Here is a 21,543-nt window from a genome sequence, read left to right on the forward strand (position 1 = left end):
TTTCTAAAACAATACATTGAGCTTATTTACAGATCAACCGTTCTATCTTATCCTTAAGCGGAAATAGATCTGTTTGAATGGTTCCCCACACAATCTCATCCCGAATCTGATAATACCCATGCACTAACACATGGCGCATGCCTATGACCTCATTCCATGCGATCTCTTGATGTTCCTCCCGAAATTCCTTTGTAATCAAATAAGCAGCCTCCCCTACAATCTCCAAATTCTTGATGACCGCAAAACGCAATATCTTGTTCCTTGAATACTCCTCAAAAGTCACATCTGTCGTGAACTCAATGACATTATTTATTGCCTCCAGCATATGCCGTAGACGTGTATTATCTTTAGGCTTCTCTCTCATATACCAATATTTTATCCCGATCTACAGAAGAAACGGCGAAATCCTTCAATTGTCCTTCCTCCACTAAATCAACCTTACGATGCAACAATTGGCTTAGAGCTTCCACCATACCAGCATACTTGAATAATGTAATACGAGCGTGGGAGTCAAAACGAACCAGAATATCAATATCGCTATCCTTCGTCTCCTCTCCACGTGAACAGGAACCAAACACCCATGCTTTCTCTATTGGTTGCAAAGAGAAAAAGCCTCTTAGCTTATTAATTATCTGTTGTTTCATCTTTTAGTGATTACCTCACGCAAATATAACGAACATTTTCTAAATTCCGTTTTATCGTGATTCTTTTTTGGAAAATCATTTACAGAACAATATCCTCTAAAAACAAAAGAAGCGAGAGATACCACCTCCTCGGAAATATCCCCCACCTCTCTAAATTTATTTGACAGATCCCCGACAAGGGTATTATTTCCTACATTTTATTAGGAAAAACCTAAGCCTAGATACGTTGTAAGCCTCAAATATGGGCAAAACAATGATATTTAATCAAATCTCTTTAACTTCAAAAATGACCTGAATTTCACATCAAATTCTTCCATCTCTGGGCCAACGTCTTTTCCTTGAGAAGAGAAACAACACCTCTTGATCTTTCCTATAATAGACTTATAGTTTCTTTGCGTCAATCCTCCATCACGCACAAAAGCATTCAATTCAGACTTCAACGGATCAAACCCCTTACGATTAACCCAATGACATAAAATACAATCTTGAAAACTCTTTATTCCATCTATCTTATCAAGAGGTAAAGACTCTTTACTCACCTTGACTTTGGAATAACAAGATAAGAACCGATCCAGCAAATCATTCCAAAAGCTAGGATCATATAACATTGACGCAGTAACCGATTTCCCAAAGTACTTCCTAACTTTCTTTATCCGAAACTCGCATCGAGCTATATTCTTATTATTACTCCCCTGTTCCTTTCCTTTATCGTAAAACGAAAGTTCTTTCTCTGCTGTTTGAAACGTAATTCCTGTAGGATATGAAAGACGCCTAAAATAAGGTAAATCTAACATCCGATTGAAATATTCTATTGGAGACCGCTGTAACTCCCAATCCTCTGCTAAATCCAGCCTAGTCACAGTGACCTTATCCATAGGGATGTTTAAATCCTCTCCTATCCCCTCAATGGCTTTCCGTACGTCCTCTAAAGGGAAATCGTGCATGTTGGTACCGTAGTAATACTTACATAAGCTACATGTATTTATTTTTAACATTTTATCATTTACATATACCTTATACCCCTTATATTCCCCACATACATAAGAGGATCCACCTTCACCAATGCAATCTCTTCTATTCGTCAAATATGGCGATACTTCCGATAACAAATCTATTTCTGGAACATCTTTCTGATAAAGAACAAAGTCAACCGTATCATATAACATATGACCATGTACCATATCATGCAACATACTACTATATTCAGTACATGAATCATGTCCTTTCTCACACCTTGATAGATTGACATAGATTTTAGAAGCTATCTCATCTTTCATACTCTCCCCCTTCCTTTTTTATTCATTACAACATGATTAATGGCGGCTTGCTCTATCTCTTCTACCGAATCAACACGATTTCGTTTAAGCCACTCCTCAATCTCCGAGCGATCAAAATAAATCTGCTTCCCTGAAGGTTTATAATGAGGTATTTGACAAGAGCTAGTTAATCTATATAGATGAGATTTACTTAATCCGGTAAGTAACATTGCCTCATCCATGTTCAACACTTGTTTTGCTGCTAATAACAAATTTTTATCAATCCTTTGAAGGATCATCCATATTTTCCTGTCCATAATTAATAAAATAAATTAACCGTATATCCAGTCATATGTTGGTTATATGCTTTCTATACATCCCAATGACGTACCAACCTCGTCACTTTTAAAGGACAAGACAAAGATCCTACTAAAAAGAAACAACAAAGGACAACCTTGGCCACAGTTGGGGTTACTTTACTTTTTTAATAATTTATCTATTTCACCGAATCTTTTCGTAAATCTCTTTTCCCCTGTTTCTAATTTACTTATATAGGATTTCATGCTATCTGTAAACTTGCCATCTATACTCTGTCCTCTATATGTAAAGACAGACTGGGTTATTTTCCATCTTTGTATAGGAGAATCTTGTATCGCACGACAATATTGCGTAACGAAGTATCCTAATAGGTTTTTCGTTTCTATCCAGTTTATTGAACATAAATTTCCAGGCTTATCGTTAAGCAAGCCAAACCAAAACAAAAAATGCTCTTCTAATGTACCCTTATCTATAAATTGACCTTCACACAAAGAACGCCGTAGATCTTTCATCCGATCCATATCAAAAATAGGTTTAAACGTATCTATTCTCTTTTGGATAGAAGCTTCAAATTGTTCTGTAGTCTCACGGCACACTAGCCATCTCATCCGTAACATTTCATTATACAATCCGGGATATAAGTCATCTGGCTCTTTAAACCACCCATCAATATCTTTATACTGTTTATAGATATCTTGAAGGATTAATATAGATCGTTTACTCAATATCATATTAAAACCTAAGCCTAACAATTGCACTATCTCATGCATAGCCAAAGATAACAAAGACATATAATCAGTGTAAACCTCTCTTAAAACAAGACTATCAGACTTACGCTTAAGCTCATGCCCTGCAAAAACATATCTTCCTTGCAAATCTATAAGTAACTGATATACATATGATTCCCTATCACATTCTGAATTTAGCCTGTATAACTCTGCCTGTAATCGGTCTTTTTGTATTTGTAAATCTAATTCTGGATTATTTTTCTTTATATCAACTTCATCAATAGGCACTTTAGGGATTATTTTATAAGCATAACGAAGCGCATCCATTATATAAGACTTCATGCTAAAATAATCCCACTCTCCTACTTCACATTTTTTTAAAATATCTTGAAGTTCTTCTTTAGGAACTTCATCTATTACTCTATCTAATAAAGGCCCTATTTTTGTCTGTTCTTGGTATCGCTTCTCAGCCAACTCATCAAAATAGTCTTTATAGCGCCAAGGACTTATCAACCTTATTAATAAATCATGATCTCCAGTATCTATATTTTTCATGAAATGATATGCTCGCATATCTTGTGTGTTCTCTATCATAATATAGTTCATTAAAGTTATCTATCGCAAATATAACAAACTTTCTTACTTACATTTTACTTCTCCCGATATTCCATAAAAAACATCAACCTCAATTTGAACGTTCTTTGCTACTATCCAATAAAATAAGTATTTTTGCGTTATAAAAGAAGGTAGCCAGATGTTAAAACAGAGGCTTTTGTTACCAGTTTGTTACTTACTCACTCTTAACCCCTCTTTTATATTATTAAAAATCAAATGATTAAATATAATAACACATAATATTATGGCATTACAATGTGGCATTGTGGGACTTCCGAACGTAGGAAAGTCTACCCTTTTCAATTGCCTATCCAATGCGAAGGCACAATCAGCGAACTTTCCGTTCTGTACGATCGAACCGAATGTAGGCGTGATCACCGTACCCGACGAGCGACTGAATAAACTAGCGGAAATCGAACATCCGCAGCGAGTGATCCCCACCACCGTAGAGATCGTGGATATCGCCGGATTGGTGAAAGGAGCGAGTAAAGGCGAGGGATTAGGCAATAAGTTCTTGGCTAATATCCGTGAGACAGACGCTATCTTGCACGTATTGCGTTGCTTCGACGACGATAATATCGTGCACGTGGACGGACGTGTAGACCCGGTCCGTGATAAGGAGATCATTGACTATGAGCTTCAGATCAAGGATTTGGAAACGATAGACAGCCGTATCGCCAAGGTGCAAAAACAAGCGCAAACCGGAGGTGATAAGCAAGCCAAGATCGCTTACGAGGTACTTTGTAAATACAAAGAGGCTTTAGAACAAGGAAAAAGCGCACGTACCGTTTCTTTTGATACGAAAGACGAGGAACGCATTGCCCACGATTTATTCTTGCTGACGGATAAACCTGTCATGTATGTTTGTAACGTGGATGAGGCTAGCGCCGTAAACGGCAATAAATATGTAGATGCCGTACGCGAGGCGGTTAAAGACGAGGATGCCCAGATTCTAGTAGTCGCCGCTAAGATCGAGAGCGAGATCGCTGAGTTCGATACCTATGAGGAACGCCAGATGTTCTTACAAGAGATCGGATTGGAAGAGTCTGGCGTAAGCCGTTTGATTAAATCGGCTTACAAATTATTGAATCTGCAAACCTTCTTGACCGCCGGATCGGACGAATGTCGTGCGTGGACGTTCCATAAAGGCTGGAAAGCTCCTCAATGCGCCGGTGTTATCCATACGGACTTCGAAAAAGGATTTATCCGTGCCGAGGTGATCAAGTACGAGGATTATATCGCTTATGGCTCCGAGGCTGCTGTTAAAGAGGCCGGAAAGATGAGCGTTGAAGGTAAGGAATATGTTGTGCAAGATGGAGATATCATGCATTTCCGTTTCAATGTATAAGGAGTAATCGAAATAAATTATATCTTTGAAACCGGGTAAAATAGCGTAAAGCTAATTTTACCCGGTTTTCTTATATCCTTTAAATCTATATGTATATGAAACGTTTTCTCAATTCTGTACTTTGTATGTGTATCGCCGTTTTTTGTACGCATGCCCAAAAAAAGAATGTGACTAGTGTGCTGGAAGTGATGGACATTACGACCGGGCAACGTTCCGTTGTCAAGGAATTCCCTTTTTTGATCGAGGCACCTAACTGGACTCCGGATGGTAATTGGCTTGTATATAATAGTGGAGGAAAATTATATAAGCTCTCTCCGGAATCTCCGGGAGAGCCGCAATTAATCAATAGCGACTACGCGACCCGTTGCAACAACGACCATGTGATCTCCGCGGATGGGAAGCAAATAGCGATCAGTAACGGAACGAAAGAAGATGGCCGGTCGCGTATCTATACCCTGCCTTTCGAAGGAGGTGTTCCCCGATTGATTACCCCACTCGGTCCTAGCTACCTACACGGGTGGAGCCCCGACGGAAAACAACTCGCTTATTGCGCCGAGAGAAACGGTAATTTTGATGTTTACGTCATTCCTGCCCTAGGCGGAGAAGAAAAACGTCTTACGACAGCCGAAGGTTTGGACGATGGCCCCGAATACTCACCTTGCGGACAATATATCTGGTTCAACTCCGTACGTACCGGGCTTATGCAAGTCTGGCGCATGAAGGCGGATGGTTCCGAACAAACCCAGATGACATTCGATGAGACCCGAAATTCTTGGTTTCCCCACATCTCTCCGGATGGAAAACAAATCGTTTTCATCACCTATACAAAAGGTGATCTGGAACCCGGACAACACCTCGCCAATAAAAACGTAGAGTTACGCCTTATGCCAGCCGAGGGCGGAGAACCTAAGACTTTAGTCAAACTATTCGGCGGGCAAGGTACGATAAACGTAAACTCTTGGGCACCCGATAGCAAGCGATTCGCTTTCGTCAGTTACCGGTTAAATTGACTCGTTCCCGTCTCTCCTGTATTCGGAAGGAATAACCCCTGTCTGCTTAATAAACGCACGACGGAACGTACTGATAGAATGGAAGCCCGAACGTTCGGCTATCTCTTGTATACTGGCCAGAGGTTCGGCTTCCAATAAACGTTTGCTTTCCTCTACCCTGAAATGGTTTACGTAATCCGAGAAGGAACAACCTAATTCTTTATTAAACAATTGGGATAGATAAGAGCGGCTCATCGGGAAGATCCGCTGTAAATCCGTTAAGCGTAAATCTTCCCGTAGATAGGGCTTTTCACGTTCAAACCACGCCTGTACTTCCTCAACATACCTTTGGCGTATGATGCCTTTCTGTTCCTCACTACCTTGATCATCATCCGTATCCTCCTCCAAATCGGGTAATCCCCATCCGCTCTCGAATGTGTGATCCAAATGGATAACCTTTAGGAACAAGGCCTTATAAAAGAAATAGTACCATAAAACCAATAAAAACGTTTTGTCGATTACATATAGGCTAACCCGATCCGTAAACAACAATACCAAATAAAAAATATACATAGAAGAAAGGATCAGCATGGTCTTTTTCAACCAGTCCAGATCATAATCTTCCGGGTCCGATACATTTTCCCTTAAATACACCTTAAATCCCTCACTATAGCGCAAGATCAGATAAATAGGAACGATCATATACAGAAGCGTGAAAAATAAAATCAAAAGCCTTATAACCACATCCAGATTCAAGGTATCGAATACCTCGCCAAAAGAGTTATAACGATGAATATTTCCACCGGATAGCCGGTAAATCAAAAAAGAAATACCCAATACCCATATCGGACTGGTAAAAATAAAGAAACGGCGAACGGTCATATAGCAAGGTCGTAACACTTCTATCACGTAACAAGCTAATGTAGCTACCACAATACATCCCATAATCAGCACATCCGGATGAAATATCTCTTTTGAATCCTCTAAATACAGGTTAACCGATACTCGTACCGCCGCTAAAAACGCCCATAATAACATACTCCACCCCAAAATCTGTTTTGCCCTATTCTCACGGGCCCGTAGTAGCAGGGTAATACCACCAAAAACACAAAAGCCTAATATCTGTAAGCTTAGTAGAAACTGAATTTTATCCAACATAATAACACTACCTCCTATCTATTAAACAATACGCCCCCCCGAATGTTCTTTTTGACTCCTCAGTTAACAATATGAACGCCTTAGACAATTTGAACGATCTAATTTTATACGATTTCACCGACGTTTTAGACCGTATGCACCTCCCTTTCCCCTTAACCACCCGATATTTGCATCCAGAAGTTTCACACAAAAATAAGTAAAATAATGAGAAATTTAGTACTCTTTACCAGTATGATTTTAAGCTTTTGGGGTTGCTCCAACGACAAAGACTTCGGAGGTCTTGAGAATATCGGCTGGAATGAAAAACCACTCCAAATAACGACTCGTATCCTAACTACAAAATCCACCAATTTTATACAAGAATTTAAAGAAGGCTCTATGCTCGGACTACAAATCACGTCCGGTACAGTCGACGATTTATACAATGGCATATCCACTTATAAAAACGTAAGCGTAAAAGCTTATAGAGTGAATGGAAAAATCCGGTGGCAACAGAGTCCGGAAGTGATCCTTGACTCTAATGAAGCTACGATATACGCATATTATCCATATCAAGAAGATATAAATTTTAACGCCCGGCAGATACCTGTTAAACTGGCCCCGAACGCATTGGAGACCGATGATTATATGTATGGAACCCATGCGATCGGACAAAAAGCGGTCAACAGTACCTCGCCACTTGTATTACTCAGCATGAATCATGCCCTATCGCTTATATCTTTCCAGCTGAACCTAAGCAAAGGCAAGACAGGTGCCTTTATTATAAGTTCCGTTCAAGTAGGAAATAAGCCCGGTGGAACAACTTTAGTCAGCGAAGGAACCCTCGATATCACGACGGGCGATATCATCGGTTCTACCGCCCGTAGCACGTCCGCATCCACGGTATTATCCTTGACGAATCCGGTTACCCTCATCAACGAGAAATATTGTGATCCTATGCGGCTCATGGTAATTCCACCTTCCGGCACGATCGGAACCGGAGACGTGGAGACCTTATTCACGATCAACGGAGAAACCTACAAATTTGACATACCCGCTAACACCCAATGGGAAAAAGGGAAAAAATATTTATATAAGCTAAGCTTTAACGGAAGGTCGTTACAATTGCGAGACGTCTCTATCACAGACTGGTTACCGGGTAACGACGAAGGATTGATTGGCAATATCATGTAAGTTTTTTATGTTGTGGTTATTAAGGTGTAATGCCGTGGCAAGCTTTGATCCGTTTGCCACCGGCAACTACACTGAAAATAACAATTGGCTCTATCATTCCGGCGAATTAGACCATCGGGGTCACTACCCGTACGATGTGTTTTTCATTCAGCCGACTCTATATATTCTCTCAATAAGAGAAACAACGGGTCTCGTCCAAATACCCTTTTACATTCAAGGGTTATCATTCCCTCTCAACTTATCGCCAAAAACACTCTTCTATTTGACTATTACAAGGACGAGACCCGTTTAATAATAACTTTATATCTCTTGGATATATTGATTATTATAGTATACAATAAAGCAGGTTACTTTGCGTATTAAGAGGATAAAACAATCGTTACTATATAATATATAAAAATATCATTTTATAACAGGAATAATAATTAATAGTAATAGAATAATAAACTATATTGGCTCAAATGTTTATTGTTTGAAAGGTTCCATTAAAACATTAGACAAAATGAACAAATTATTATTAATTACGATCTTGTTAATCATCTTTACCGGATGTCATGAAAATCAGCAGTGGATGTCCAAAGAGAAATCAACCGCACGAAAGTCAGTTCTTGAAATGACCACCCGGTCCTATACGGCAGGTTCTTCAGTATTCACCGAAATTCTGCCCGAAGGGTCCGAAATAGGATTATTTATAACCTATGGTAATCAAGACAGTTTATATAAAGGCGCATCTCTTTATAAAAACGTAAAATCAAAGGCTGTAGGCTCATCAAAAGGTTCTTTAAAATGGAAACAAACACCGCAGGTATTCCTTAGATCTAATCGACCAGTCATGATCTACGCTTACTCACCTTATAAAGTACAAATACCGTTAGATCCTACCTCCATACCGATCAAAATATCCCCAATCGCGGCGGAAACCCCCTCTTATGAATATGGGAGGCTCTCGCAAGGCCAAAAAGAGGTCAACCGTAAATCTCCGCTCGCGAAACTCTCCATGAATTATGCATTATCACTTCTCTCATTCGAAATATATCAAGATTCGGACATCAACGGGCTATTCAAGCTAACCTCCATACAGATCGGTAACCGTGCGGGAGGTAATACCTTGCAATATACCGGGACAATGGATATCGTAACCGGAAATATCAAAGGAACTCCCGGGGCATATAAAGCCACTTTACTTACAATAGATCCATCCGTAACTTTACGACACGCGAAAGCGGAGGAGCAAAATATCCGTATAGTCCCTACCTACTCTCCTATCCGGGAAAAAGAAGTTGAGGCGATCTTTACTATCAATGGAAGAACTTACAAATACATCATTCCGGAAGGCACCTGCTGGAATAAAGGATATAAATATTCCTATAAGTTATATTTCGATGGTAAAGATATCAGGTTACACGATTCCGTCGCCTATATATGGACACCTAAACTGAAGAAAAAATAATCAGTATATAAAATAAGAGTACTAATCTATGGAACTTTTCATTCTTACCGTAAAGCCTATCGAGAATAAATACGCCCGGACTCTAATCTTTTTTGCCTATTTTTGTAACAAACAAATCCCTTATCCCGTCTTCTTTGTGAAAGCCCCCACTCTAAGGCGCACGGACGAAGGGCGATCCAAAAACATAGTATTAACGAAAAAGTCAATTACAATGAAAAGATTACTAGTGTTACTGGCCATCCTCCTTATCAGCCAAGTAGGATACGGGCAGCAGAAGATGGATCAATTATTCAATGCTTTCCGGGGTGAAAGCGATGTTACTTCCGTAAATATCGGAAACATAACGATGAAGCTAGCCAGCCTGTTCACCGAGACAATGGGAGTAAACGGTATAGATATCCTTGAATTTGATAATTGTGCCCAAGAGGTGAAAGACCGACTGTCTACCGCCATACGGAACCTGAGAGATTCTGATTACGAGACGATGGTCACGGCAAATGAAAGGGACAGTCGCACGAAAGTTCTTGTCAAAATAAAAGAGGATATGATCCGTGAACTGGTCATATTCACGACAGGAAGCGACAATGCGTTAATCCGTATCAAAGGAAAGATCAGCCCGTCCGATCTAGACCGGGTAATCAATGAGCACAAAACTGGAAATCATTAAGGGCGATACTGATGGACGTTGATGTTTTTAAACAACGGTTCCTACCCTTTCATCCTAAACTCTATCGGATCGCTTATGCCTTATTAGACAATAAAGCGGATGCGGAAGACATACTTCAAGATGCCTATTGCAAATTATGGAATAAAAGGGATGAGCTGGGAGATATCCAGAATCCGGAAGCATTTTCCATAACATTGGTCAAAAATCTTTGTCTGGATTTCCTGCGCTCGCCCAAAGCAAGCCGAAGAGACAACGAAGAGGCATTGGAGACCGTTCTATTAACGACCGACTCCTCGCCGGAAAAGGAATTGGAAGAAAAAGAGGATATCCGGCGTATACAAGAACTGATAGAACAGCTCCCCGAGAACCAGAGGCAGGTAATCCGCCTGCGTGGTATTGAGGATTGTTCCTATGAGGACATTGAACAGATTACAGGGCTTAGCTCCTCTAATATAAGAACATTACTTTCCCGGGCACGCAAATTGATCCGGGAGAAACTAGAAAAAGCAAGTTGTCATGGATGATAAAAAGATAGATGAACTAATAAACAAGGCACTCCAAGAGGATTTAGCCTTACCGGAGGGACTTTCCGAAAGGCTGGAACGACAAATCGACTTCCTAGCCCAAGAAGAGATATCTCCCCGAGTCTCACGAAGACGTTCCTTCTATTGGATAAGCGGAATCGCCGCCGCTATTCTTGGCGCCCTATTCCTCATCTTCACGGAGACAAATCGTCCGGCTCCCGTTATGGCCGATACCTTTACCGATCCTGAAGAGGCAGCTGTCGTAGCCCAAAATGCCTTGGCGTTCATGTCTAGGAATTTAAACAAAGGTCTCGGGCAGGTCAATGAAGCCAGTCAAGAGATCACAAAAATAAACAAGATCGTAAATAAACATTTAAATGATTAATACAATGAGACTCAAACAACTATATACAATACTGCTTCTCTGCTGCGTGAATATCTGTTTTGCCCAGAACAAGCTTTTCGACAAATATGCGGATATGGACGATGTTACTTCCGTATATATCTCCAAAAAGATGTTTCAGATGATGCCGGTCATGGAAACCGCCGGACTCAACCTTGCCAACCTGAAAGGGAAAATAGAATCCCTGCAAATACTCACCACCCAAAAAGCGGATTTAAGGGAACGAATGCGAGGTGAGTTCAAAGCCTTGATCGGAAAGGATCATGAAGAACTCATGCGAGTAAAAGATGGAAAGACCAAAGCCAATTTCTACGTCAAGCAACAAGGAGAACTGATACAGGAGTTGATCATGATAGCCGACATGGACGACGGGAGCTTCAGCGTCATGCAATTGTTAGGGCGTTTTACGCTCCAAGATGTGCAGGAAATTACCAGTGAGATCAACAAATAATAGGATAATTTCGTGAAAACCATCGGCTTTTTATAGTATCTTCACCACCATAAGTTAAACAAAAATCATACGCGTATGAAAAGATTCATTTTTACAGGGATAATCATCCTGTTTGTAATGGCTGGATGTGGAGGCGACCATTCATCGACCGATGGTCTTATAACCGTGGATGTAAACGATAGTTATTCAACCAAAAAAGAGTTGGTCCTTCAAGACTTCATGGATATGGAGTATATTCCGCTGGAAACAAACGATGAGTTTATCAATCGGGCATGCGTGCAGGCGGTTGGCGAGAAATACATAATCGTGACAAACTTTTACGATGATGGCAATATTTTCGTATATGGCCGGAACGGAAAAGCTATTCGCAAAATAAATCGCAAGGGACAAGGTGGAGAAGAATACGTGTCTATGAGATCGGTTTCGTTAGATGAAGAAAACGAAGAGATTTTCGTAAATGATTTTCATGCGAAAAAGATAAGGGTCTATGATTTGGAAGGAAATTTCAAACGAAGTCTGAATCAAAGAAGCGAGAAAAGTTCGTTTTACGTGGAAATGCTTGATTATGACAAGGACAACTTGATTTGCTATGATAAGTTTAATTTTGAGGTACCGTTCTTGCTTGTGTCGAAGCAAGATGGAAGTATAACGAAAGAAATCACGGTTCCATATAAAGAGAAGCAATTATTCCATATCGTTGAAAGACTTTATGATAAAGGAGAAACAAGAGCAGCTGGACCAGGTCCGTATAACAGTATAATTCCTTTTAAGGGTAATTGGATTCTATTTGAGGCCTCTTCAGATACGGTATACACCTTAATGCCTGATTACAGTTTGCGCCCGCTTATCGCACGAACACCCCCTATCCACACCATGGATCCGGGCGTTTTCGTCGTCTTAAGATTGATTTCCGATCGTTATTATTTCATGGAAAGCGTAACGAATATATATGATTTTAACACCGGAGAAGGTTTCCCGAGAAAGTACTTCGCATACGATACGCAAGAAAAGAAATTTTTCAACTATATCACATACAACGATGATTATTCTTATAAGAAAGAAATCTATATGGTGACATTTCCTCCCATCAATTCAAAAGGCGAATTGTGCTCTACCATCAATGCTTCCGAACTTTGCCAGGACTATAAAAGGGGAAAGCTGAAAGGCAAACTAAAAGAGGTGGCCGCGACATTGGAAGAGGATGACAACCGGGTGGTAGTGTTGGTGAGACCTAAAAAGTAAACGATTACCAATCATCGGTAATACGATCAAGCGGATTATTTCCCCGTAATAATCCGCTTAATCTCAATCAGTTTGTTCAAGGCTTCCAAGGGGGTAAGATTATTCACGTCCAAGTTCTTGATCTCATCCCGTACTTGGCTCAACACCGGATCATCCAACTGGAAGAAACTCAGCTGATACCCCTCGGCGGCAGAGGCGATCGCTTTTACAGGCTTACCCGTAATACCCTCCTGACGATTCTCGGACTCCAACTGCTTCAAGATCTCATTCGAACGCTTCACGATGCTTTTAGGCATACCGGCCATTTTCGCCACGTGGATACCAAAGCTATGCTCGCTTCCTCCCGGTATCAACTTACGCAAAAATATCACCTTATTCCCTACTTCCTTGACCGATACGTTATAGTTCTTGATCCGCTTAAAGGCACGCTCCATCTCGTTCAGCTCGTGGTAATGGGTAGCGAACAGCGTTTTCGCCTTCGCATTCGGGTGCTCATGAATATATTCCACGATCGCCCAAGCGATTGATATGCCATCGTAGGTACTGGTACCCCGCCCTAACTCGTCGAAAAGCACCAAGCTCCGGGAAGTCATATTATTTAATATATCGGAAGCCTCATTCATCTCGACCATAAAAGTAGACTCACCCACCGAGATATTATCCGAGGCGCCTACACGGGTAAATATCTTATCCACGATACCGATATGGGCGCTCTCGGCCGGAACAAAGCAACCGATTTGCGCCATGAGCGTAATCAAGGCTGTCTGACGCAATAAGGCAGACTTACCGGCCATATTCGGACCCGTGATAATGATGATCTGTTGTTTCTCGTCATCCAGATAGACATCATTGGCGATATAAGGTTCTCCCAAGGGCAGTTGTTTCTCGATTACCGGGTGGCGACCTCCCTTTATGTCGATCTTGTCGGAATCACTCACGACCGGACGGATATACTTATTCGCCTCCGCGGCCTTGGCGAAAGATAAAAGGCAATCGATACGCCCGATCAAGTTCGCGTTCATCTGGATAGGCGGAATATACTCCGTCAAGGCCAATACCAGCTCATTGAAAAGGCGGGTCTCCAGAGCAAGGATCTTTTCTTCCGCCCCTAATATCTTCTCCTCGTATTCCTTCAACTCCTCGGTAATATAGCGCTCGGCGTTCACCAAGGTCTGTTTACGGATCCAATTCGCCGGGACTTTATCCTTATGGGTATTACGTACCTCTATATAATAGCCGAAGACGTTGTTGAAAGCGATCTTCAAGCTTGGGATACCCGTCAATTCGATCTCGCGCTGCTGTACCTTCAACAAATAATCCTTGCCGGAATAAGCGATGGCACGCAAGTCATCCAATTCCTCGTTGACACCCTTCGCTATAATTCCTCCCTTATTGACCAACGAAGGGGGATCGTTATTAATCTCTTTCTCAATCCGGTCGCGGATCAAGGCGCAAGCGTTTAATTGCTCCCCGATCCGGCATAAGCTGGGTTCCCCGCTCGCCATACATGCCTCCTTGATCGGCTCGATCGCACGAAGCGCGACCTTTAGCTGAACCACCTCACGAGGAGATACACGGCCGACAGCCACCTTGGAGATAATACGTTCCAAATCGCCGATCTGCTCCAACTGCGTATCCAGCAACTCCTTTGTCTCCGGTTCACGGAAGAAATAATCCACGACCTCTTGGCGTTCTTGGATCGGTTTTACATCCTTTAGCGGGAATAGTATCCACCGGCGAAGCATACGAGAGCCCATCGGCGAGATCGTCTTATCGATCACGTCCAACAAGCTTGTTCCCTCATCGTTCATCGTACCCACCAGTTCCAAGCTGCGTACCGTAAACTTATCCAAGCGGACGTATCGATCCTCCTCGATACGGGATAAAGCGGTGATATGGGAAATATGCGTATGCTGGGTCTGGTCCAGATAATACAGAATCGCCCCGGAAGCGATAATACCTAATTTCAAGTGTTGTACGCCAAAACCCTTCAAGTTCTTCGTCTCGAAATGCTTCAACAGGCGATCCTCGGCGGCCGAGGTCGTAAAGATCCAGTCATCCAGCTCAAAGATAAAGAAACGAGGACCGAAAGCCTCCTCGAAACGCTTCTTGTTTCCCCGTTCGATCAACACTTCCTTCGGGGAAAAATTATTGAGTAATTTGTCGATATAATCGATGGAACCCTCCGCTGTCATGAACTCGCCGGTAGAGATATCCAAGAAAGAAATACCACATACCTCCTTGGCGAAATGGATAGAGGCCAAGAAATTATTCTCTTTATGATTCAGTATATTATCATTGATGGAAACACCGGGAGTCACCAATTCCGTAATACCCCGCTTCACCAGTTTCTTCGTCAACTTAGGGTCTTCCAGCTGGTCGCAAATAGCCACACGCTTTCCGGCCCGCACCAACTTCGGCAGATAAGAATCCAAGGCATGATGTGGAAATCCCGCCATCTCAACATGCTGCCCTACGCCATTCGCACGTTTGGTCTGTACGATACCCAGTATTTCCGCGCCAATCACGGCGTCCTCGCCATACATCTCGTAAAAGTCTCCAACCCGGAATAAAAGGATAGCGTCCGGATGTTTCGCTTTTATATCGAAATACTGCTTCATCAAAGGGGTTTCCACAACTTTTGCCACGATAGTAATCTTTTAAATGCGTTTACGAATTAATCCGCACAAAGGTACTATTTTTTTTCTATCCGTTTACTTTCTTATAATCCGCTAGAAAAGTAGCTAGCCCACTATCCGTTAACGGGTGTTTCAATAAGCCTTTAATGGCGGACAAAGGACAAGTAGCCACATCCGCCCCGGCCTCCACGCATTGGATGATATGCTGGGTGCTACGGATAGAAGCCGCTAAAACTTGGGTATCATAATCATAATAATCATACATTTCCACGATCTTACGTACCAGCTCTATCCCGTCGCTGGCAATATCATCCAAACGCCCGACAAAGGGCGATACATACGTAGCCCCGGCCTTAGCCGCCAATAACGCCTGACCGACAGAGAAAACCAGCGTACAATTCGTACGGATGCCTTTTCTGGTGAAATATTTTATCGCTTTAATCCCCGCTTCGATACAAGGTACTTTAACGACTATATTAGGATGTAAAGCTGCCAACTCCTCCCCTTCTTTTATCATGCCCTCTAAGTCGGTAGCGATTACCTCGGCGCTTACATCCCCGCCCACGATCTCGCAAATTTCCAAATAGTGTTTCCGTTGATTTTCCACCCCCCGGATTCCCTCTTTCGCCATTAAGGACGGATTAGTCGTCACGCCATCCAATACTCCCAATTCATTCGCTTCCCGGATCTGGTCCAGATTCGCCGTGTCAATAAAAAACTTCATAGCTTTAAACTTTAATGTTACGTATTTGTATAACCCTTCTGATTCGCTATTAGTTCTAAATCAACCGTCTCAATCCCCTACTAATTCCATATACAAGTCGTTAAGCCGTTTGTGGAGATATAAAACAGCGTATTTTTCCGGGATAGGTATGCTTCTTGATACGATCTATGATCTTAGGGAGACGATCGAGAAGAAGATATATTTTATTTTACAGACAAAGTATATTTCCTATCGATCCATTCGGCCAATGAAATACCGCCCAATTCTTCGATAGTCTCTTTCCTTTTATAAGGTTTTAGTTGATGAATACGTTTCCAAATATCATTAAGCCAGACCTCATATCGGTTAGGCAACATAAGTTCTGGACGGAATTCCGATATATCTAAGTCTAAATCATCACTATTAAGAAGATAGTTCTTTATTAAAGTCGCAGATTCTAACAACTCACCAACCACATGCGGTAAAGGAAAAGGCAGAAGTTCATCATTCAGTTTCAATTGTTGGCCCCCTGCGGAAAAAGTGTCCCGCATATGAAAATTAACAACAGACCGGCGCGTACATAACCATAAGGCAGCATTCTCATAATTCCCACTCACTACTTCCGGGAATAAAATAAATATCTCCGCTTTTAGTCTCTTATTCCTTTCCGGATCCGCATATTCTCCATTATCCACCCACAGGCTTATATTCATATCCGTATGCTCCTCCAAACTTTCCTCAGCGGAAGTGCCCAACCACCAAGGCATAGCTTTCTTTTTGGCTTTAATGGCTTTTTCCCTATAATATTTTCGAACGATCTCTATAGAATCCGGAGCATTCCTTAATTGATCATAAGCAACTCCCATCTTACTAAAAATAGTCTGCTCTTTCGTTAATTCCATATTAATCAAATAACGGGGAGAATGGGTAACAGCTATATCGGAGAGACAATCCTCATAAGGACGGCACTTAAACTCCGCCGTCTTACCTCCCAGTTTGCCGAAGAGCATATAGATATTTTCTACATTCTTATCACGTGTAGACTCCACGATGCTACTTCCCGTAGATGTCCAATGGTTCTCTTTTGTAGATTTTACCTCAACCCCATAATATTTCTCCGCGATAATATCTGGAAAATATTGGGCGGAAACCAAGCGTATCTCCTCCACACGGAAAGGAGTTCTACCGCAAAGTTCTTTCATCACGTTCACTACTACATTTTCCAGTTCCTTACTCTTACAATCGCAATACGTACCCGGAATAGCAGCTGCTTTTTCATTCAAGTATGATTCCAGCATAAACATAAAATCCGCAAAAGCCTCATCCGCTTTTTGAAGATTTCTATTACGCACAGTAATAATATTCTCCTCTTCCATATTATCTCTTTTTAAAATACAACGGCCATAAAGTCTGTATGCGATTCGCTATATGATACGCTAATACTGGAGGAACCGCGTTACCGATCACCTTATAAGCGCCTGAGGCACTTAACTCAAAACGTGTACTGTTCTTTTTATGGGAGACAAACGTATAATCCGGCGGAAACGTCTGTATCAAAGCACATTCTCGAGGAGTTAAGCGACGTTCTTGTAAACCGGCGTCTAATTCTTCCGTAATAACGCCCCCATGCTCCCGGGATAAACGACGGTATTCTATATTTCCATGATGCTCGGAACGAATCGTCGGGCCAATATTATCCAGCGCGATCTCCTTTTGACCTTGACAATGAGCTCCCATATATTTCGCCTGTGAATAATACCGCTGGGATGGATCTTCTGTCCTATCCGGTTCCTCCAATCCTACAAATACATCCCGACAAACCACCGGTGGCAATAGTTTCTTATCTTCCACGGTGCAAGCATGTGTCGGACTCGGATAAGGATCGTAAGCTTTGGGTATCTTCTCCTCTTGAAGCGCTCTTAAAGCCTTAACCTTTAACGCGGACTTACGTATCCCGATAAAAATCACACGCTCTCTAGACTCCGGAACCCCATAATTGCCCGCATGTAAAACTTGAGGATCTAAAACAATATATCCATCCCCAGCCGCATGGGCGAAGTCTCTCTGAATAATACTTTTCACGTCTCCCAGATTCACCAGTCCCTTCACGTTCTCCGCGATAAATATCTTGGGTCTCGTAATATCGATCACCTGCTTCATCCAATAGTAAAGTTTACCCCTCGTCTCTTCCGAGGCCTCATCGTCCTCACGCAATTTCCCGGTATGATCCTTATTCGACTCAAATCCCAGACGTTTACCAGAGACACTGAAATCCTGGCAAGGAAAACCTCCCGTGACGACATCTATATTTTTAGGGAAAACTTTTTTCCCCGCTCGATGCTCTTTCACCAAGTCTACGATACTCTTTGTATTATAAACGTTTTTATCATATCCGAATCGATCCATATATTGAAGCCAAGCGGTTTGTGCCTCTTTCAATATATCATTCGCAAAGACCGTTCGAAAACGATTCTTCTGTAAACGAACCCAGTGTTCATCGATAACCTCTTGAACCCAGGTACTTTGAGGAGATATAGACTTACGATGACATATAAAATCCCCCTCGAATCCTAAATCCATGCCCCCACATCCAGAGAACAGGGACAAGACCCGTAGTTCATTTGATGTATCAACCTCCTTTTCACTCATTTTCATATTCGATCCTTACTATAAGATATGCTTAAAGAACCACAAATTTACGAAGAATTTCAATTTTTTTGTTTTCATAGTCAATTGATTTTGATTCGGCATCCACTATTGGATAGTTTGTCAAAGATAGTTCTTAATCACGAGAGAGACAATATCGCAAACAAAAAATGCCTCAATAATTCTTGAGAATCTATATACATTATACAAGCAAAAGCCATGCATAGAATTATCTCTCTACACATGGCTCTTTTCACGTACTCTTTTCTTATAGGCAGTTATTCATCTTTGTTTTGGTTCCAAATAAAACATTATGTGTTTCTATACTTTATTATTCTATCATTTCAAAACAAAAGGAACATATACAGAGAGCATCAAATCCGAAAGATGTCCACGACGGCCATTAGCCGGTCCGTTATTGAAATGCTTCAAGGTATTGAAACAGCCATACTGATAAGAAAGGCCGAACTCACAATGCTTGCTTAAACGATATCCCACCTTCGCCATCACGGACAGGTCAAACACGGCTTGTGGCTGTACATAAAGCGTAGGAGCGATACCGACACCTAAATGGAATTTCTTGGTAAAACGCCAATTCCAACTAGCGGCTACGGAGATAGGCATCACAAACTCATCGAAAACATCAGCTTTCTTAGAAACATATATACCATCCTCTATACTTTCATAATAAGGAAAATACTTCGTCGTTTCCATCTTCTGAAATCCCATCGTAATATCCAAATCATAAAAGAATTTCTGTTCCGGAAGGAATCGAAAGCGATAACCGATCATACTATTTAACTTATAATCGTGCCGATAAGACCAATTTGATTCATCACCCCAAGTAGTTCGTTTCCAACTATCTTGTAAAGGAAATCCAACACCGGCACCTACTAATAAGCCATGCTCAATTTGGGCGAAAGTAGAAGTAGAAACCAATAACAGTAAAAATAAAATTTTTTTCATAAATTATCACCAGTCTTCTTTTAAACTTATTTTTGCAGTCCCTTTATTACTTTCAGGCATTTCATCTGACCAAATTTCCATTCGTCCAGAAAACTCAAATCGAGGAGGAGTTACGATTGTAACTGAGTTTCTTGGATTTTCACCAACATGCCCTAACATACCTCCTTGATCCTTAGCTAAAAGTTTATTATATACATCTGTATGTAAAAGAATTGTTACCCCATTTTTATTCTGATAATTTTTAATTGAAACATTATATACTTCAAAACCACTTCCTGACCCTGAAGCTGTAAGACGTAGTATAATCATTGTACGGTGTTTTTTCCATAAAACTTTCTTTTTTTGACTAAGATAATCAAAGCCCAATGACAAATAATTTTTATTTTCAATAGTTTGTAACTCTATAAATCTTGGAATAGCTCGAACCTTTACATAATCACCACCTGGTATTTGATATTTACTTTCAGCTAGGTTTATATCATTCTTTTCATTTGTAGCTTCATTATTACCATACAATGATATCCCTGATCCGAAATATTCCTCTAAAGCCTTATATACAGGAGCATGTGCTACACTATCTCCTATCAAAAACACCCCCCTTCTATTCACAAAAGAACTATATGTAGAACCTTTTAATTTATAATGCGCAATAAAATCTGTAGAATCATAAGGTTCAAACATGAAAACATCATCATATTTTTGTTTGAATTCTTTGATTTGATGAGCAGGCCAAGGTTGGCTAAGATCTTTCTCATAATTGTCTACAATAAGCTCCTGTTCTTGATCTGCTTCTTGCATAAGTTGCCATTGACTTACGAAACCTGCCCCCGAGAAAATATTATTTCTCTCTTCTTCTGACATATCATTCATCTCCCAAAGCATCGCATTAAAGACGGAATCATTCTTGAACTGAATACATTTATCTCCCGCATAATCTACAATTTGGAAATCTGCTTCACCAACAAAAGCCTTTGTTTGTAATCCTGTCGTTTCAGCAACATTAATCAATTCCGCATCATTACTACATGATATCATCAATAAAGTACATGCAGATGCTAAAAGCACTGTCTTTTTGTCCATACTTCTAAAATTTGAATTATTTATAAATTAAAAAAACCTTCTGCGTAGTTTTCTGAATCTGATATATAAAGTCCATAAGATCCAGAAGTACATTCATCTAATGAGATAATACTAGAAGAAACATCTTGTGTATCCACTATCTCCTCATAAACGATATTTCCATTCGCATCCACAACAGATACTCGTACCTCTCCTATATATTCTAAAAACTCCAAAGACAAAACTTTTGAAGTTTCATCTATGTCTGCTTTTATAGGTACATCCAAATTTACAGATCGCTGTTTTTTCTTAAGATGACCATGTAAAGGCACATGACCTGCAAAAGATGGAATACAAATTGAAAAAATAAACAACACTGTTAGTAGCCATTTTACATTTTTCATAATCTCTCTTTTTTTGTTATGTTTCGGTTGCAAATCTAGAGATTATATATGATCTAAAGGGGTTAAATTATGTAATCCACATAGACAAAGAAAAAAACGTAAACACTTGACAATCAAATACTATAAAAACAAATACATAGACAAACAATCGTAGAGCCCC

At 40.8% G+C, this 21,543-nt stretch carries 22 protein-coding genes; 9 read left to right on the forward strand and 13 right to left on the reverse strand.

Annotated features, from left to right (window positions below; all coding sequences use genetic code 11):
• Positions 1–22: 22 nt before the first annotated feature.
• The 5 genes from BDI_RS14890 to BDI_RS14910 form a co-directional block, all read right to left on the reverse strand.
• Entirely contained in the window at positions 23–364 is a 342-nt protein-coding gene (locus BDI_RS14890) for a HepT-like ribonuclease domain-containing protein (protein ID WP_011967093.1), read from the reverse strand.
• Positions 348–644, reverse strand: a complete 297-nt coding sequence (locus BDI_RS14895; RefSeq protein ID WP_005865085.1) for a nucleotidyltransferase family protein — start codon at positions 642–644, stop codon at positions 348–350. Before BDI_RS14895 ends, BDI_RS14890 begins: the two co-directional genes overlap by 17 nt.
• Positions 645–904: 260 nt before the next feature.
• Positions 905–1,921: a hypothetical protein gene (locus tag BDI_RS14900; RefSeq protein WP_011967094.1), complete on the reverse strand. Its 1,017-nt coding sequence runs from the start codon at positions 1,919–1,921 to the stop codon at positions 905–907.
• The gene (locus BDI_RS14905) at positions 1,918–2,217 is read right to left on the reverse strand and encodes a helix-turn-helix transcriptional regulator (protein ID WP_011967095.1); all 300 of its coding nucleotides are present in this window, start codon (positions 2,215–2,217) and stop codon (positions 1,918–1,920) included. The genes BDI_RS14900 and BDI_RS14905 overlap by 4 nt, the downstream gene beginning before the upstream one ends.
• 159 nt (positions 2,218–2,376) lie before the next feature.
• Positions 2,377–3,540, reverse strand: a complete 1,164-nt coding sequence (locus BDI_RS14910; RefSeq protein WP_041525600.1) for a hypothetical protein — start codon at positions 3,538–3,540, stop codon at positions 2,377–2,379.
• A 265-nt stretch (positions 3,541–3,805) separates the two neighbouring features.
• Between BDI_RS14910 and ychF the strand changes: the two genes are divergently transcribed.
• Positions 3,806–4,909 carry a redox-regulated ATPase YchF gene (gene ychF / locus BDI_RS14915; RefSeq protein ID WP_005860429.1) on the forward strand — a complete coding sequence of 368 codons (1,104 nt, stop codon included), beginning with the start codon at positions 3,806–3,808 and terminating at the stop codon, positions 4,907–4,909.
• Positions 4,910–5,004: 95 nt separating this feature from the next.
• Entirely contained in the window at positions 5,005–5,919 is a 915-nt protein-coding gene (locus BDI_RS14920) for a TolB family protein (RefSeq protein WP_005860427.1), read from the forward strand.
• On the opposite strand, the gene BDI_RS14925 is transcribed toward BDI_RS14920, so the two are convergent.
• Entirely contained in the window at positions 5,911–7,056 is a 1,146-nt protein-coding gene (locus BDI_RS14925) for an AraC family transcriptional regulator (RefSeq protein WP_005860425.1), read from the reverse strand. The genes BDI_RS14920 and BDI_RS14925 overlap by 9 nt on opposite strands.
• 204 nt (positions 7,057–7,260) lie before the next feature.
• Here BDI_RS14925 and BDI_RS14930 point away from each other — a divergent pair, with 204 nt between their 5' ends.
• The 7 genes from BDI_RS14930 to BDI_RS14960 all read left to right on the forward strand — a co-directional run bounded on the left by BDI_RS14930 (position 7,261) and on the right by BDI_RS14960 (position 12,966).
• Entirely contained in the window at positions 7,261–8,229 is a 969-nt protein-coding gene (locus tag BDI_RS14930) for a fimbrillin family protein (protein WP_005860423.1), read from the forward strand.
• A gap of 502 nt (positions 8,230–8,731) precedes the next feature.
• Positions 8,732–9,679, forward strand: a complete 948-nt coding sequence (locus tag BDI_RS14935) for a fimbrillin family protein (RefSeq protein WP_011967097.1) — start codon at positions 8,732–8,734, stop codon at positions 9,677–9,679.
• A 211-nt stretch (positions 9,680–9,890) separates the two neighbouring features.
• Positions 9,891–10,346, forward strand: a complete 456-nt coding sequence (locus BDI_RS14940) for a DUF4252 domain-containing protein (protein ID WP_041525688.1) — start codon at positions 9,891–9,893, stop codon at positions 10,344–10,346.
• Positions 10,347–10,357: 11 nt separating this feature from the next.
• The gene (locus BDI_RS14945; protein WP_005860415.1) at positions 10,358–10,870 is read left to right on the forward strand and encodes an RNA polymerase sigma factor; all 513 of its coding nucleotides are present in this window, start codon (positions 10,358–10,360) and stop codon (positions 10,868–10,870) included.
• Entirely contained in the window at positions 10,863–11,255 is a 393-nt protein-coding gene (locus BDI_RS14950; protein ID WP_005860413.1) for a hypothetical protein, read from the forward strand. The genes BDI_RS14945 and BDI_RS14950 overlap by 8 nt, the downstream gene beginning before the upstream one ends.
• Entirely contained in the window at positions 11,248–11,724 is a 477-nt protein-coding gene (locus BDI_RS14955) for a DUF4252 domain-containing protein (protein WP_008778921.1), read from the forward strand. The genes BDI_RS14950 and BDI_RS14955 overlap by 8 nt, the downstream gene beginning before the upstream one ends.
• 75 nt (positions 11,725–11,799) lie before the next feature.
• Positions 11,800–12,966 (forward strand): 6-bladed beta-propeller, encoded by a 1,167-nt coding sequence (locus BDI_RS14960; RefSeq protein WP_009016530.1) that lies wholly within the window; start codon positions 11,800–11,802, stop codon positions 12,964–12,966.
• A gap of 35 nt (positions 12,967–13,001) precedes the next feature.
• Here BDI_RS14960 and mutS read toward each other — a convergent pair whose 3' ends face one another.
• From mutS to BDI_RS14995, 7 genes are all read right to left on the reverse strand, one after another.
• On the reverse strand, positions 13,002–15,587 hold the full coding sequence (gene mutS / locus BDI_RS14965) for a DNA mismatch repair protein MutS (RefSeq protein ID WP_370510635.1): 2,586 nt from the start codon (positions 15,585–15,587) through the stop codon (positions 13,002–13,004).
• A gap of 85 nt (positions 15,588–15,672) precedes the next feature.
• On the reverse strand, positions 15,673–16,329 hold the full coding sequence (gene fsa / locus BDI_RS14970; protein WP_005860406.1) for a fructose-6-phosphate aldolase: 657 nt from the start codon (positions 16,327–16,329) through the stop codon (positions 15,673–15,675).
• A 203-nt stretch (positions 16,330–16,532) separates the two neighbouring features.
• Positions 16,533–17,684 carry a hypothetical protein gene (locus tag BDI_RS14975; RefSeq protein ID WP_009016532.1) on the reverse strand — a complete coding sequence of 384 codons (1,152 nt, stop codon included), beginning with the start codon at positions 17,682–17,684 and terminating at the stop codon, positions 16,533–16,535.
• A gap of 1 nt (position 17,685) precedes the next feature.
• Positions 17,686–18,957: a DNA cytosine methyltransferase gene (locus BDI_RS14980; RefSeq protein WP_009275478.1), complete on the reverse strand. Its 1,272-nt coding sequence runs from the start codon at positions 18,955–18,957 to the stop codon at positions 17,686–17,688.
• A 336-nt stretch (positions 18,958–19,293) separates the two neighbouring features.
• Positions 19,294–19,920: a hypothetical protein gene (locus BDI_RS14985; protein WP_005860400.1), complete on the reverse strand. Its 627-nt coding sequence runs from the start codon at positions 19,918–19,920 to the stop codon at positions 19,294–19,296.
• A 6-nt stretch (positions 19,921–19,926) separates the two neighbouring features.
• Positions 19,927–21,000 (reverse strand): DUF4848 domain-containing protein, encoded by a 1,074-nt coding sequence (locus BDI_RS14990; protein WP_005863763.1) that lies wholly within the window; start codon positions 20,998–21,000, stop codon positions 19,927–19,929.
• A 20-nt stretch (positions 21,001–21,020) separates the two neighbouring features.
• Positions 21,021–21,383, reverse strand: a complete 363-nt coding sequence (locus BDI_RS14995; protein ID WP_005860396.1) for a DUF3244 domain-containing protein — start codon at positions 21,381–21,383, stop codon at positions 21,021–21,023.
• Positions 21,384–21,543: the final 160 nt, after the last annotated feature.

It is taken from the genome of Parabacteroides distasonis ATCC 8503 (assembly GCF_000012845.1).
GTDB lineage: Bacteria > Bacteroidota > Bacteroidia > Bacteroidales > Tannerellaceae > Parabacteroides > Parabacteroides distasonis.

Bases quoted from the DNA above. Each gene is read 5' to 3' on its own strand.
- ychF (WP_005860429.1), top strand. From the start codon at position 3,806: ATGGCATTACAATGTGGCATTGTGGGACTTCCGAACGTAGGAAAGTCT.
- BDI_RS14990 (WP_005863763.1), bottom strand. From the start codon at position 21,000: ATGGACAAAAAGACAGTGCTTTTAGCATCTGCATGTACTTTATTGATG.
- BDI_RS14890 (WP_011967093.1), bottom strand. From the start codon at position 364: ATGAGAGAGAAGCCTAAAGATAATACACGTCTACGGCATATGCTGGAG.
- BDI_RS14905 (WP_011967095.1), bottom strand. From the start codon at position 2,217: ATGGACAGGAAAATATGGATGATCCTTCAAAGGATTGATAAAAATTTG.
- BDI_RS14975 (WP_009016532.1), bottom strand. From the start codon at position 17,684: ATGGAAGAGGAGAATATTATTACTGTGCGTAATAGAAATCTTCAAAAA.
- BDI_RS14895 (WP_005865085.1), bottom strand. From the start codon at position 644: ATGAAACAACAGATAATTAATAAGCTAAGAGGCTTTTTCTCTTTGCAA.
- BDI_RS14980 (WP_009275478.1), bottom strand. From the start codon at position 18,957: ATGAGTGAAAAGGAGGTTGATACATCAAATGAACTACGGGTCTTGTCC.
- mutS (WP_370510635.1), bottom strand. From the start codon at position 15,587: ATGAAGCAGTATTTCGATATAAAAGCGAAACATCCGGACGCTATCCTT.
- BDI_RS14910 (WP_041525600.1), bottom strand. From the start codon at position 3,540: ATGATAGAGAACACACAAGATATGCGAGCATATCATTTCATGAAAAAT.
- BDI_RS14940 (WP_041525688.1), top strand. From the start codon at position 9,891: ATGAAAAGATTACTAGTGTTACTGGCCATCCTCCTTATCAGCCAAGTA.
- BDI_RS14950 (WP_005860413.1), top strand. From the start codon at position 10,863: ATGGATGATAAAAAGATAGATGAACTAATAAACAAGGCACTCCAAGAG.
- BDI_RS14995 (WP_005860396.1), bottom strand. From the start codon at position 21,383: ATGAAAAATGTAAAATGGCTACTAACAGTGTTGTTTATTTTTTCAATT.
- BDI_RS14985 (WP_005860400.1), bottom strand. From the start codon at position 19,920: ATGAAAAAAATTTTATTTTTACTGTTATTGGTTTCTACTTCTACTTTC.
- BDI_RS14955 (WP_008778921.1), top strand. From the start codon at position 11,248: ATGATTAATACAATGAGACTCAAACAACTATATACAATACTGCTTCTC.
- BDI_RS14920 (WP_005860427.1), top strand. From the start codon at position 5,005: ATGAAACGTTTTCTCAATTCTGTACTTTGTATGTGTATCGCCGTTTTT.
- BDI_RS14925 (WP_005860425.1), bottom strand. From the start codon at position 7,056: ATGTTGGATAAAATTCAGTTTCTACTAAGCTTACAGATATTAGGCTTT.
- BDI_RS14900 (WP_011967094.1), bottom strand. From the start codon at position 1,921: ATGAAAGATGAGATAGCTTCTAAAATCTATGTCAATCTATCAAGGTGT.
- BDI_RS14930 (WP_005860423.1), top strand. From the start codon at position 7,261: ATGAGAAATTTAGTACTCTTTACCAGTATGATTTTAAGCTTTTGGGGT.
- fsa (WP_005860406.1), bottom strand. From the start codon at position 16,329: ATGAAGTTTTTTATTGACACGGCGAATCTGGACCAGATCCGGGAAGCG.
- BDI_RS14945 (WP_005860415.1), top strand. From the start codon at position 10,358: ATGGACGTTGATGTTTTTAAACAACGGTTCCTACCCTTTCATCCTAAA.
- BDI_RS14935 (WP_011967097.1), top strand. From the start codon at position 8,732: ATGAACAAATTATTATTAATTACGATCTTGTTAATCATCTTTACCGGA.
- BDI_RS14960 (WP_009016530.1), top strand. From the start codon at position 11,800: ATGAAAAGATTCATTTTTACAGGGATAATCATCCTGTTTGTAATGGCT.